The organism is Streptomyces sp. NPDC013455, from assembly GCF_040632975.1.
GTDB lineage: Bacteria > Actinomycetota > Actinomycetes > Streptomycetales > Streptomycetaceae > Streptomyces.
This window is the reverse complement of the sequence record NZ_JBEYCX010000022.1, coordinates 1-12,035: the sequence shown is the minus strand read 5'-3', so window position 1 is coordinate 12,035 and position 12,035 is coordinate 1. Positions and strand designations below refer to the sequence as shown.

Here is a 12,035-nt window from a genome sequence, read left to right as displayed (position 1 = left end):
GGTGTCAACCTTCCAGCAGCCAGCGGCCCCCGCCGATGAGCGAGGAGAGCGACACCGCGTGGAACAGGAACAGCCACAGCCCCGCCGGTACGTGCGTCAGCCTCGACAACTGGTCCGCGTCCGAGTCGCCGGCCCCACCGCGACGCCGCTTCGCCTGCAGCTCGAACGGCGGCCGCACCCCGCCGAACAGCAGGAACCACACCACCGCGTACGCGAACGCCGCCTGGACCTGCGGCCCCGCCAGCCAGGACACCAGCAGGAACGCCCCGCCCGCGAGGACCACGGTCAGCACGCCGTACGCGTTGCGGATCATCACCAGCATCGCCACCAGCAGCGCCGTCGCCGCCCACAGCAGCAGCGTGATGCGGCCCGCGGCCAGCAGCGCGGCCCCGCCCAGGCCCAGCAGCGAGGGGGCCGTGTAGCCCGCGGCGGCCGTGAGGATCATGCCGATCCCGTACGCCTTGCCCCGGCTCACGGTGAGCCCGCTGGTGTCGGAGTGCAGCCGGATGGCGGTGAGCTGCCGGCCGGTGAGCAGGGCGACCAGGCCGTGGCCGCCCTCGTGCGCGATCGTGATCGCGTTGCGGGATATCCGCCACAGCGGGGGCGGGACGACGACGGCGAGCCCGGCGGCCAGTGTGGCGAGGACCACCCACAGATCGGGGTCGGGCTGGGTGCCGGTGAGCCGGTCCCAGATGTCGGGCAGGGCGGTGGCGGCGAGGCTGGCCATGTGTCTGCGTGGCCCCCTGTTCTCGTACGGAGTCTGGCAGTGTGGCACGTATGTGCGGACGGTATGCATCGAGTCGTGGGCCCGGGGATCTCGCCGGAATCTTCGAGATCGAGAAGTGGGAGCCCGAGGAGACCCTGGAGCCCGACTACAACGTGGCGCCGACCAAGGAGGTCTACGCCGTCCTGGACCGTCCCCTGAAAGACGCGGACTCTCCGCGTCCGGTTCGCCAGCTGCGCAAGCTGACGTGGGGGCTCGTCCCTTCCTGGGCCAAGACGCCGGAGGGCGGCGCCCGGATGATCAACGCCCGCGCGGAGACCGTCCACGAGAAGCCCGCCTACCGCCGGGCCTTCGCCGCCCGCCGCTGCATCCTGCCCGCGGACGGCTACTTCGAGTGGGTCACCGGCCCGCAGGAGCGCGAGCTGGAGGTCGAGGGGAAGAAGAAGCGGCCGCGCAAGCAGCCGTACTTCGTGCTGCCCGCCGACGGCTCGGTCTTCGCGATGGCCGGCCTGTACGAGTTCTGGCGCGACCGGACCCTGCCCGACGACCACCCGCGGGCCTGGTGGGTCACCTGCTCGGTGATCACCACCGAGGCGGAGCGGACCCCGCTGGCCGTCGCCCCCGCCGAGGGCCCGCAGGCCCTCGCCGAGATCCACCCCCGGATGCCGCTGATGCTCACCCCGGACCGCTGGGACGCCTGGCTCGACCCCTCCCGCACCGACCCCGACGGCCTGCGCGACCTGCTCGCGCCGCCCCCGCCCGGACTGATGCGCGCCTACCCGGTCTCCACCGCCGTCAGCAACGTCCGCAACAACGGCCCGGAACTGCTGAAGGAGCTCGAGGCGCCGGAAGAGGGCACACTCTTCTGACGTGACGGAAGAGATGGTGGGTACGGACGCCGGGGACGCCCGGATCAGCTGGCACACGGCACGGCGGGCACGGCTGGTGCTGGCCCTGAGCCACGGGGCCGGCGGCGGCATCGAGGCCCGCGACCTGCGGGCACTGGCCGGGGCGCTCCCCGCGCACGGCGTCACCGTCGCCCTGGTGGAACAGCCCTGGCGGGTCGCCGGCAAGAAGGTGGCGCCCGCCCCGAAGACCCTGGACACCGGGTGGCGCGGACTGTGGCCGGCGCTGGCGAAGCCCGGCCTGCCGGTGATCTCCGGCGGCCGCAGCGCCGGGGCCCGGGTCGCCTGCCGCACGGCCGCCGAGCTGGGCGCGCACGCCGTGCTCGCGCTGAGCTTCCCGCTGCACCCGCCGGGCAGGCCGGAGAAGTCCCGCGCCGGGGAGCTGCTGGGAACCGGCGTGCCGACGCTGGTCGTCCAGGGCGGCAACGACCCCTTCGGGCGGCCGGAGGAGTTCCCCGAGGGCACCCACGAGCTGATCGAGGTGCCGTACGGCGATCACGGCTTCGCCGTGCCGAAGCGGGCGGAGATCGGCCAGGACCGGGCGCTGGAGATCATCACCGAGGGCGTCGCCGGGTGGATCGCGTCACTCGGGTGACGCCCGGGAATGCTGCGCGGCGACCTGCTGTTGTGGCGGTCAGAAGTGCTGAGGCCTCGGCACCGACGTCGTGGGGAAAGGAAGTCCGCCGCATGGGTTCGACCATCTGCCCGGCCCGCAAGCGCAGTGCTGACCTGGACTGGACGGTGCTGCACGCGGCCAAGACCGCTCCTATTCGAGCGGCGGCGGGCACGGGTCGTGTTCTATCCTCCGAATCGAGTGGGACCGGTCTCGGTCCTGCCCGGGATCTTGAGGAGGTGGGTCCGGTCACTGGGACCGACGCAGGGACCGACAACGGCCAGGCGGAGCTGCCCGAGGGCCAGGGCATCAGCGCGGACGCGTCCGCGGAGACGAGCGCGGAGCGCAGCGCGCGCTTCGAGCGGGACGCGCTCGAGTTCCTCGACCAGATGTACTCGGCCGCGCTGCGCATGACGCGCAACCCGGCCGACGCCGAGGACCTGGTGCAGGAGACCTACGCCAAGGCGTACGCGTCCTTCCACCAGTTCCGCGAGGGCACCAACCTGAAGGCGTGGCTGTACCGGATCCTCACCAACACCTTCATCAACTCCTACCGCAAGAAGCAGCGTGAACCGCAGCGCTCCGCCGCGGAGGAGATCGAGGACTGGCAGCTCGCCCGCGCCGAGTCGCACATGTCGACGGGTCTGCGCTCGGCCGAGTCGCAGGCGCTGGACCACCTGCCCGACTCGGACGTGAAGGAAGCGCTGCAGGCGATCCCCGAGGAGTTCCGCATCGCCGTCTACCTGGCGGATGTAGAGGGCTTTGCCTACAAGGAGATCGCGGACATCATGGGGACACCCATCGGAACGGTGATGTCCCGGCTGCACCGGGGCCGCCGCCAACTGCGCGGCATGCTGGAGGACTACGCCCGTGAGCGCGGACTGGTCCCGGCCGGCGCCGGAGAGTCGAACGAAGCGAAAGGCTCGGGCTCATGAGCTGCGGAGAGCCGCACGAGACGGACTGCGGTGAGGTCCTCGACCACCTGTACGAGTTCCTCGACAGCGAGATGCCGGACGTCGACCGCGACAAGTTCCAGCACCACTTCGAGGAATGCTCGCCGTGCCTGGAGAAGTACGGTCTGGAGCAGGCCGTGAAGAAGCTGGTCAAGCGGTGCTGCGGGCATGACGACGTGCCCGCAGACCTGCGCGCCAAGGTCATGGGGCGGATCGAGCTGATCCGCTCCGGGCAGACCGTGCCGGAGCACGACGTGACCAGGACTCCGACGGCACAGCAGGAGTCCTGACCCCCGTGGGGCAACGCGTCACCCGTCCGTGCTAATCCTCAGGTCATAAGCCCCGCGCCCCCGCAACCCGCCCTACGCTCCGAGCTCGGACAGGACCGGGGCGAGGAGGGGCGCGATGGAGGCGGTACCGGCGAGGGCACTGGGCTACGTGGCCGCCGTGGCCCTGGCGGCCGTGCTCGTCCTCGTGCCGCTGCCGGCCGCACACACCTCCTGGTGGACGCCGGCCCTGCTGGCCGCGCTGTACGCGGTCTGCGAGCACGTCGTGCACCGCCGCTTCGGCGGCACCTTCTACCCCGTCCTGCTCGCCGCGGCCTTCCTGCTGCCGCCGGCGGCCGCCGCGCTCGTCCCGCTGCCCGCCGCCCTGCTCCGTCCGGTCGAGCACCGCCCGGGGCCGCCCCGGCGGGTGTGGCGGGCCGCCCGGCCCGCGCTCGCGGTGTGGGCGGCCGCCCGGGTGCACGGCGCGTTCGGCGGCCGGGACGCCGTCACCGGCTGCGACCTCCCCCACGCCCTGCTGCCCGCGGGCGCCGCCGTCCTCGCTTTCTGCCTGGTGCTCACCGCCCTCGACGGCGGTCTGCGCGCGGCCGCCGGACTGGTGCCGCCGCGCCGGGCCTGGCGCGGGCTGCTGGTGCGCTGCCTCGCCCCCGTCGCGGTGCACGGACTCGCGGGCCTGATGATGGCCGTGCTGTGGCGCAGCCCGTACGGCCCGGTCGCCGCCCTGCTCGTGCTGCTGCCGATGTGCGTCTCCGGCTGGGTGTTCGCCCAGTACCACCGCGAGCACGCGGCCCACCAGGCCACCATCCGCGCCCTGGTCCAGGCCGTCGACATCAAGGACGGCTACACCCGCGGCCACAGCGAGCGCGTGGGGCGGGCGTCCGTGCTCATCGCCCGCGAACTCGGCCTGGACGACGACCGTGTCGAGGTGCTCCGCTTCGCCGGCATCCTGCACGATGTCGGCAAGCTGGGCGTGCCCACCCGGCTGCTGCGCAAGGACGGGCCGCTCACCCCGCAGGAGCGGCGGATCATCGAGCTGCACCCGGAGTACGGACACGAGATGGTCCGCGGGATCTCCTTCCTCGGCGAGGCCCGCGCGGCCATCCTCCACCACCACGAGCGGCTGGACGGCAGCGGCTACCCCTACGGCCTGGCCGGCGACATGATCCCCGAGTGCGCCCGGATCGTCGCCGTCGCCGACGCCTTCGACGCCATGACCTCCACCCGCTGCTACAGCAGGGCCCGGCCGGTCGAGGCGGCCGTCGCCGAGCTGCGGCGCTGCGCGGGCGCCCAGTTCGACCCCCGCATGGTCGGCGCGCTCGACCGCGCCCTGCGCCGCTCCGGCTGGCACCCGGCGGTCACCGCCGACGAACCGGCGTGTGGCCTCCGGTCCGCGGAGCCGGCCCCCGGCACCGGGGCGCGCCGATGATCCTGCTGCGGTTCATCCACGGCGCCGCCGCGCTCACCGCGGCCGGCTCCCTCGCCGTCGTCCTGTGGACCGGCCTGGAGGACCGGGGCGTCGCGCTCGCCTTCGGGGCGCTCATAACCGTCGGCGAGCTGGCCCGCTGGGGCGACGCCCGCTCGGCGCGGCAGGCGGCGCCGCTGGGTGCCGCGGGCTCCCTGTCGTACGCCCTGCTGGGCCCCGACGCCGGGCGGCCCACCCAGCACAGTGCCGCGCAGGTCGTCACCGTTGTCCTCGTCGCCGCCCTGCTCGGCGCCGTCCCGCACATCTGGGCCGGCCGTACCCCCACGGTCGACCACCTGGCGCGCCGCGTCCTCACCGTCGGCTTCGCCGCCGTCTGCTTCCAACCCCTCTTCAACCGGGGCGTGTTCACGGCCTGGGGCGGCCCCGCCTACACGCTGCTGCTGCTCACCCTGCTCGGCCTCACCGCGCTGTGCGGCGCCGTCCTCGCCGCCGCGCTCGCCCATTGCCGCACCCGCTGGCCGTTCGGCCCGCTGCTGCGCGAGGAGCTGCGCGGGCTGCTCGGCATCGGCTCGGCCGTCTGCGCGACCGGCGCGGTGATGGCGCTCGCGATGGCCGTCGTCGGCCTGTGGGCGCTCCCCGTGTTCTGCCTGCCCCTGCTGCTCGTCCAGCTGTCCCTGCGCCGCTACGCGGCCGTCCGCGCCACCTACCGGCAGACCATCGCCTCCCTGGCCCGCGCCACCGAGATCGCCGGCTGCACCCCCGCCGGGCACGCCCACCGCGTCGCCGCCCTCAGCCTCGCCGTCGGCCGGGATCTCGGCCTGACCGGTCCCGAACTGACCGTCCTGGAGTACGCGGCGCTGATGCACGACATCGGCCAGCTGAGCCTGGTCGACCCGGTCCCGGCCGGTGCCACCGCCGCCCTGCCCGCCGCCGAGCAGCGGCGCATCGCGCTGCTCGGCGGGGCGGTCGTCCGGCAGACCGGAGTGGACGCGGCCGTCGCCGTCGTCGTCGAGCGGCAGGCCGACCCGTACGCCGAGCAGCCGCTCGCCGCCCGGATCGTGCGCGCCGTGAACGCCTACGACGAGAAGACCCTCGGCACCGGACCCGAAGGCCCCCTGCGCGCACTGGAGGAGCTGCGGCTCGGCACCGCGGGGGACTACGCTCCCGAGGTGGTGGAGTCGCTGGCCCGGGTGCTGGCGGGACCGCGGGGAGCGCGTGAGCGCGTGCCGGCGCGGCGGACCGGCCTGTCTGATCCCGCTCCCGGCTGGGTAACCCATGGGTAATGAGCGCCTTTCCCGCGGCACGTGGTTGGATGCCAGGGAGAGGGTGTCCGGGGGCACAAGCCAGCCCACTGTGCGGAACTGGAACTGGCAGGCGGGAATCGTGAGGATCTTCGGCAAGGGACGGCACCGGCCCTCCGCCTCCTGGCGGCAGGCCACCGACCGGGCGTTCACACTCATCGGCGACGGCCGGTACGAGGACGCGGGCGAGCTGCTGACACGCGCTGCCGATCTGGAACCGTGGCTGTCGGAGTCCTGGTTCAACCTCGCCCTGCTGCACAAGTTCCGGCACGACTGGGAGCAGGCGCGCGCGGCCGGGCTGCGCGCGGTCGCCCTGCTCGACCGGGAGACCGGGGCGCCCGACTGGTGGAACGTCGGAATCGCCGCGACCGCCCTCCAGGACTGGCCGCTGGCCCGCCGCGCCTGGCAGGCGTACGGACTGAAGGTCCCCGGCGGTGCCGCGGCCTCCGCGGAGCCGCTCGGCATGGAGCTGGGCAGTGCTGCCGTACGGCTCTCCCCGGAGGGGGAGGCCGAGGTCGTCTGGGGCCGTCGGCTGGACCCCGCCCGGCTGGAGGTCCTCTCCATCCCGCTTCCCTCGTCCGGGCGGCGCTGGGGCGAGGTCGTCCTGCACGACGGCGTCCCGCACGGCGAGCGCACCACCTCCGCCGGGCACAGCTACCCGGTCTTCGACGAGATCGAGCTGTGGGCGCCGTCCCCCGTCCCCACCTGGGTGGTCCTGCTGGAGGCGGCCACGGAGGCGGACCGGGACGCGCTGGAGCAGCTGGCGGCCGACGCCGGGTTCGCCGCGGAGGACTGGTCGTCGTCGGTGCGGCTGCTGTGCCGGATGTGCTCGGAGTCGCGGATGCCCTCGGACGAGGGCGAGGGTGTGCACCTCGACCCGCACGATCACAGCGAGCCGGGTCATCCCGGGCCGCTGGGGCACCGGACGGACGGGCAGCTGTGGGTGCCCGAGCGCGAGTGCGGTCTGGCGGCGCCGGCCTCGCTGGTGCGGGGGCTGCTGGACGGATGGGTGGCGGACAGCCCGGACTCCAGGGACTGGCGCGATCTCGAAGAGGTTTGCTGAGCCTTGGGCGACCAGCCGCCTTTAGGCTGTACCCGCAGAGATTTCCAGGCTTGCAGGAAGGCGTACGTCGGTCATGGCGCAGCAGGACACCGATCAGCAGCACGCGGGCGTGCTCCCCGTCGACGACGAGGGTTACGTCGTCGACACGGAGGACTGCGAGGAGCGGGAGAGTGCCTGGCGCGAGCGCGGCACCTCGCGGCCGATCACGGTCGTCGGCAACCCGGTGCTGCACAAGGAGTGCAAGGACGTCACCGAGTTCGGCGAGGAGCTCCAGCAGCTGGTCGCCGACATGTTCGCCAGCCAGCGCACCGCCGAGGGCGTGGGCCTGGCCGCCAACCAGATCGGTGTCGACCTGAAGGTCTTCGTCTACGACTGCCAGGACGACGAGGGCGTCCGGCACGTCGGCGTCGTGTGCAACCCGAAGCTGGTCGACCTGCCCGCCGAGAAGCGCCGGCTGGACGACAGCAACGAGGGCTGCCTGTCCGTGCCCACGGCGTACGCGGCGCTCGCGCGGCCCGATTACGCCGAGGTGACCGGCCAGGACGAGCGGGGCAACCCGATCAGGGTCCGCGGCACCGGCTACTTCGCGCGCTGTTTGCAGCACGAGACCGACCACCTCTACGGCTACCTGTACATCGACCGGCTGTCGAAGCGGGACCGCAAGGACGCGCTGCGGCAGATGGCCGAGAACGAGCCACGCTACCCCGTGGTCGCCAACGACTGAGCCGCTCGGGGCAGTCGGGCGCCCGGCCGGGATCCCTCCTGGCCGGGCGCCTTCGTGTTGCCGCAGATCGCTCGTTCGTGCGTCGGACAACCGATCTTTCCGCGCCTCTAGTGATCCTTAATCAGTCACACAAGGGGGGATTCTCGGCACCGTGGGGTAGTGAGTGGAGCAAATCCGTTCCCACGGCGGTCAGTTGTGGTGCTGAATGGAAGTGCGGGGATACGCAACGGCGCACGCCCGGCACAACAGGAGGGGCATGCGCTCCTGGCGGCTGAGAGGGGTTTGTTCGTGCAAGCTTTCCCACACAGCACCACAGCGGCACCGACGGCGGTGGTAGTCCCACCCTCACTGGCACTCCCGGTGATCGAGTCCGCCTTTCCCCGGCAACTGCATCCGTATTGGCCGAGACTCCAGGAGAAGACACGGCTGTGGCTCCTGGAAAAACGGCTCATGCCGGCGGACAAGGTGCAGGAATATGCCGATGGACTGTGCTACACCGACCTCATGGCGGGCTACTACACCACCGCCCCCGACGAGGTCCTCCAGGCCATAGCCGACTACAGTGCCTGGTTCTTCGTCTGGGACGACCGCCACGACCGCTTCGTCGTCAACGGCCGGACGGGCGACTGGCGGCGGCTGCGCTACCGGCTGCACGCGGCTCTCGACGCACCCAGGCATCATCTGCACCACCCGGACCCGCTGGTGGCGGGCTTCGCGGACAGCGTGCTGCGGCTGTACGGCTTCCTGCCGCACACCTGGAACCAGCGGTTCGCCCGGCACTTCCACGCGGTGATCGAGGCCTACGACCGTGAATTCCGCAACCGCAGCGAGGGGTACATACCCGGCGTCGAGGAGTATCTCGCGCTGCGCCGCCTCACCTTCGCGCACTGGATATGGACGGACCTGCTCGAACCGAGTGCCGGGTGCGAACTCCCGGAGGCCATACGGAAAGACCCGGCCTACCGTCGGGCGGCCCTGCTCAGTCAGGAATTCGCCGCCTGGTACAACGACCTCTGCTCCCTTCCGAAGGAAATAGCGGGGGACGAGGTCCACAATCTCGGCATCAGTCTCATCACTCACGAGGGCCTGTCCCTGGAGGACGCGGTCGAAGAAATCAGACGACGCGTCGGCACCTGCATCCGGGAATTCCTGGACGCCGAACGGGGCGCCCTGAGACTCGCCCGCGAGGCGGACGACGGAACGGCCCGCGGAAAGGAATTGAGCGCCGCCGTCCGGGCCTGCGTCGGTTCCATGCGCAATTGGTTCAGCTCCGTCTACTGGTTCCACCACGAGTCCGGCCGGTACATGGTCGACAGCTGGGACGACCGCTCCACGCCCCCCTACGTCACGAACGAAGCGGCAGGTGAGTCATGACCGTCGAGTCGGTGAAGCCCACGACCCCCGAGGCGCCCGAACTGCGCGAACCACCCCTGGCCGGCGGTGCCCTGCCGGTCCTCGGGCACGGCCTGAAACTGGTCCGCGACCCGCTCGCCTTCATGTCCGGGCTGCGCGACCACGGCGACGTGGTGCGCCTGCGGCTCGGCCCCAAGACGGTGTACGCCGTCACCACGCCCGCGCTCACCGGTGCGCTGGCCCTCAGCCCCGACTACAGAATCGACGGCCCGCTGTGGGAGTCCCTGGAGGGCCTGCTCGGGAAGGAGGGCGTGGCCACCGCCAACGGCCCCCGGCACCGCCGGCAGCGGCGCACCATGCAGCCCGCGTTCCGGCTGGACGCGATACCCGCCTACGGCCCGGTCATGGAGGAGGAGGCGCACGGGCTGACCGAGCGCTGGAAACCCGGCGAGACCATCGACTGCACCTCGGAGTCCTTCCGGGTCGCCGTCCGCATCGCCGCCCGCTGCCTGCTGCGCGGCGAGTACATGGACGAGCGCGCGGAACGCCTCAGCGTCGACCTCGCCCGTGTCTTCCGCGGCATGTACCGCAGGATGGTGATCCCGCTCGGACCCCTCTACCGGCTGCCGTTTCCGGCCAACCGCGAATTCAATCGGGCACTGGCCGATTTGCATCTGCTGGTGGACGAGATCGTCGCCGAGCGGAGGGCATCTGGTCAAAAGCCGGACGATTTGCTGACGGCATTGCTGGAGGCGAAGGACGACAATGGCGACCCCATCGGGGAACAGGAGATCCACGATCAGGTCGTCGCGATACTCACCCCCGGCAGTGAAACAGTGGCGTCCACGATCATGTGGCTGCTCCAGGTCCTCGCCGAACACCCGGAACACGCCGAGAAGGTACGGACCGAGGTCGAATCCGTGACCGGTGGCCGGCCCGTCGGATTCGAGCATGTCCGCTCGCTCACGCACACCAACAATGTCGTCGTCGAGGCCATGCGGCTCAGGCCCGCCGTATGGATTCTGACGCGCCGCGCGGTCACCGACACCACGCTCGGCGGCTATCGCATCCCGGCCGGGGCGGACATCGTCTACAGCCCCTACGCCATTCAGCGCGACGCCCGCTCCTACGCCGGCCACCTCGACTTCGACCCCGACCGGTGGCTGCCCGAACGGGCCCGGGAGGTGCCCAAGTACGCCATGAGCCCCTTCAGTGTGGGCAACCGCAAGTGCCCCAGCGACCACTTCTCGATGGCCCAGCTGAGCCTGATCACCGCGGCGGTCTCATCGAAGTACCGCTTCGAGCAGGCCGAGGGGTCCGACGACACCACCCGGGTGGGCATCACCCTGCGCCCGCACCACCTGCTGCTGCGGGCGCTGCCCTGGTAGGGCACCTGGTACCGGCGCGCGCTCAGGCGGCCTCCGGCCCCCGGAACGCGCGCCGGTAGGCGTTCGGGGTCGTGCCCAGCGCACGGACGAACTGGTGGCGCAGCGCGGCCGCCGTACCGAACCCGGTGCGCCACGCCACGGTGTCCATGGTCTCGTCCGTCCTCTCCAGCAACTCCTGTGCCAGCAGCACCCGTTGTCGCAGGATCCACCGGTAGGGCGTGGTCCCCGTCTCCTGCTGGAAGCGCCGGGCGAAGGTGCGCGGCGCCATGTGGGCGCGGGCGGCGAGCTGCTCCACCGTGACCTCCTGGTCGAGGTGCGCCTCCATCCAGGCCAGCACCTCGCCGACCGTGTCACAGGGCGCCTTCGGCAGCGGCCGCTCGATGAACTGCGCCTGCCCGCCGTCCCGGTGGGGCGGCACCACCATCCGGCGGGCGATCTTGTTGGCCACCTCCGGGCCCTGCTCCTTGCGTACCAGGTGCAGACAGGCGTCGATCCCGGCGGCCGTGCCGGCGGAGGTGATGACGGGATCCTCGTCCACGTACAGCACGTCCGGCTCGACCCGCAGCCGGGGGTAGCGCCGGGCCAGCTGCTCGGCGTGGTGCCAGTGCACCGCGCACCGCCGCCCGTCCAGCAGCCCCGCCGCCGCCAGCACGAACACCCCGGAGCAGACGCTCAGCACGCGTGTGCCCCGCGCGACGGCCCGCCGCAGCGCCGCCAGCAGCTCCGCGGGGTACTCGCGCTCCGCATAGGTCTCCCCGGCGGGTACGGCGATCAGATCGGCCTCTTCCAGCCGCTCCAGCCCGTGGGGCGTGGACACGGTGAACCCGCAGTGCGTGCGCAGCTCGGGTCCCTCCGCCGAGACCACGGCGAAGTCGTACCCGGGCAGTCCCTCGTCGGCGCGGTCGATGCCGAACACCTCGCACACGACGCCCAGCTCGAAGGGATGCACGCCGTCCAGCAGCACGGCGGCCACGTTCTTCAGCATGCGGCCAGTGTGCCTCAGGACTGGCAGGAATTCGAGGGTCTGCGGCAGTACTGCCACTCCCGGTAAGGAGTGTCCGGCGCGACAGTGGTGTCCATGAACGGAAACCAGATCGAAGGCCTGATCGGAATGCTCGTCACCTTCGGGATCCTCGTCCTCTTGGTCCTCCCGTCCGTGCTCGGGGTGGTGCGCGAGCGGCGCATCGACCGTCAGCTCAGGGAGGCGGAGCGGCGCGAGGCCCCCGCCGAACCGGCGGGCGACGCCGCGGTGTCCCCGCGGGGCTCGGCGTTGTCGGCCAGCAGCGTCGCCAGGATCAGCAGCG

Annotated in this window: 13 protein-coding genes; 11 read left to right on the top strand and 2 right to left on the bottom strand. The window is 72.0% G+C overall.

Annotation, left to right across the window (positions count from 1 at the left end; translation table 11 throughout):
* Window positions 1-4: 4 nt before the first annotated feature.
* Window positions 5-727, bottom strand: a complete 723-nt coding sequence (locus ABZ576_RS28585; protein ID WP_360746896.1) for a M50 family metallopeptidase — start codon at window positions 725-727, stop codon at window positions 5-7.
* Between the two features lie 50 nt (window positions 728-777).
* Here ABZ576_RS28585 and ABZ576_RS28580 point away from each other — a divergent pair, with 50 nt between their 5' ends.
* The 10 genes from ABZ576_RS28580 (at window position 778) to ABZ576_RS28535 (ending at window position 10,731) form a co-directional block, all read left to right on the top strand.
* Window positions 778-1,593, top strand: coding sequence for an SOS response-associated peptidase (locus tag ABZ576_RS28580; protein ID WP_360746893.1), 816 nt, complete (start codon window positions 778-780; stop codon window positions 1,591-1,593).
* A 13-nt stretch (window positions 1,594-1,606) separates the two neighbouring features.
* Entirely contained in the window at window positions 1,607-2,224 is a 618-nt protein-coding gene (locus ABZ576_RS28575) for an alpha/beta family hydrolase (protein WP_360747183.1), read from the top strand.
* Between the two features lie 257 nt (window positions 2,225-2,481).
* Window positions 2,482-3,177, top strand: a complete 696-nt coding sequence (locus ABZ576_RS28570; protein ID WP_360747179.1) for a sigma-70 family RNA polymerase sigma factor — start codon at window positions 2,482-2,484, stop codon at window positions 3,175-3,177.
* On the top strand, window positions 3,174-3,485 hold the full coding sequence (gene rsrA, locus ABZ576_RS28565) for a mycothiol system anti-sigma-R factor (protein ID WP_360746890.1): 312 nt from the start codon (window positions 3,174-3,176) through the stop codon (window positions 3,483-3,485). The genes ABZ576_RS28570 and rsrA overlap by 4 nt, the downstream gene beginning before the upstream one ends.
* Before the next feature lie 115 nt (window positions 3,486-3,600).
* Window positions 3,601-4,905: an HD-GYP domain-containing protein gene (locus ABZ576_RS28560; protein WP_360746887.1), complete on the top strand. Its 1,305-nt coding sequence runs from the start codon at window positions 3,601-3,603 to the stop codon at window positions 4,903-4,905.
* Window positions 4,902-6,185, top strand: a complete 1,284-nt coding sequence (locus ABZ576_RS28555; protein ID WP_360746884.1) for a metal-dependent phosphohydrolase — start codon at window positions 4,902-4,904, stop codon at window positions 6,183-6,185. The genes ABZ576_RS28560 and ABZ576_RS28555 overlap by 4 nt, the downstream gene beginning before the upstream one ends.
* Window positions 6,186-6,285: 100 nt before the next feature.
* Window positions 6,286-7,266 carry a hypothetical protein gene (locus ABZ576_RS28550; protein WP_360746881.1) on the top strand — a complete coding sequence of 327 codons (981 nt, stop codon included), beginning with the start codon at window positions 6,286-6,288 and terminating at the stop codon, window positions 7,264-7,266.
* 73 nt (window positions 7,267-7,339) lie between these two features.
* The gene (gene def / locus ABZ576_RS28545; protein ID WP_360746878.1) at window positions 7,340-7,990 is read left to right on the top strand and encodes a peptide deformylase; all 651 of its coding nucleotides are present in this window, start codon (window positions 7,340-7,342) and stop codon (window positions 7,988-7,990) included.
* Between the two features lie 288 nt (window positions 7,991-8,278).
* The gene (gene cyc1 / locus ABZ576_RS28540) at window positions 8,279-9,364 is read left to right on the top strand and encodes an epi-isozizaene synthase (protein ID WP_360746875.1); all 1,086 of its coding nucleotides are present in this window, start codon (window positions 8,279-8,281) and stop codon (window positions 9,362-9,364) included.
* Window positions 9,361-10,731, top strand: coding sequence for a cytochrome P450 (locus tag ABZ576_RS28535; RefSeq protein WP_360746872.1), 1,371 nt, complete (start codon window positions 9,361-9,363; stop codon window positions 10,729-10,731). Before cyc1 ends, ABZ576_RS28535 begins: the two co-directional genes overlap by 4 nt.
* Window positions 10,732-10,753: 22 nt before the next feature.
* Here the strand turns inward: ABZ576_RS28535 and ABZ576_RS28530 are convergent, their stop codons facing one another.
* On the bottom strand, window positions 10,754-11,716 hold the full coding sequence (locus ABZ576_RS28530; protein ID WP_360746869.1) for a helix-turn-helix domain-containing protein: 963 nt from the start codon (window positions 11,714-11,716) through the stop codon (window positions 10,754-10,756).
* Window positions 11,717-11,809: 93 nt separating this feature from the next.
* Here ABZ576_RS28530 and ABZ576_RS28525 point away from each other — a divergent pair.
* Window positions 11,810-12,035: hypothetical protein (locus ABZ576_RS28525; RefSeq protein WP_360746866.1), on the top strand; the 226-nt coding region annotated here is incomplete at its 3' end.

Excerpts from the sequence above, each read along its gene's own strand:
- ABZ576_RS28585 (WP_360746896.1), bottom strand. The coding sequence starts at position 727 with ATGGCCAGCCTCGCCGCCACCGCCCTGCCCGACATCTGGGACCGGCTC.
- ABZ576_RS28580 (WP_360746893.1), top strand. The coding sequence starts at position 778 with ATGTGCGGACGGTATGCATCGAGTCGTGGGCCCGGGGATCTCGCCGGA.
- ABZ576_RS28575 (WP_360747183.1), top strand. The coding sequence starts at position 1,607 with ATGGTGGGTACGGACGCCGGGGACGCCCGGATCAGCTGGCACACGGCA.
- rsrA (WP_360746890.1), top strand. The coding sequence starts at position 3,174 with ATGAGCTGCGGAGAGCCGCACGAGACGGACTGCGGTGAGGTCCTCGAC.
- ABZ576_RS28560 (WP_360746887.1), top strand. The coding sequence starts at position 3,601 with ATGGAGGCGGTACCGGCGAGGGCACTGGGCTACGTGGCCGCCGTGGCC.
- ABZ576_RS28555 (WP_360746884.1), top strand. The coding sequence starts at position 4,902 with ATGATCCTGCTGCGGTTCATCCACGGCGCCGCCGCGCTCACCGCGGCC.
- def (WP_360746878.1), top strand. The coding sequence starts at position 7,340 with ATGGCGCAGCAGGACACCGATCAGCAGCACGCGGGCGTGCTCCCCGTC.
- ABZ576_RS28535 (WP_360746872.1), top strand. The coding sequence starts at position 9,361 with ATGACCGTCGAGTCGGTGAAGCCCACGACCCCCGAGGCGCCCGAACTG.
- ABZ576_RS28530 (WP_360746869.1), bottom strand. The coding sequence starts at position 11,716 with ATGCTGAAGAACGTGGCCGCCGTGCTGCTGGACGGCGTGCATCCCTTC.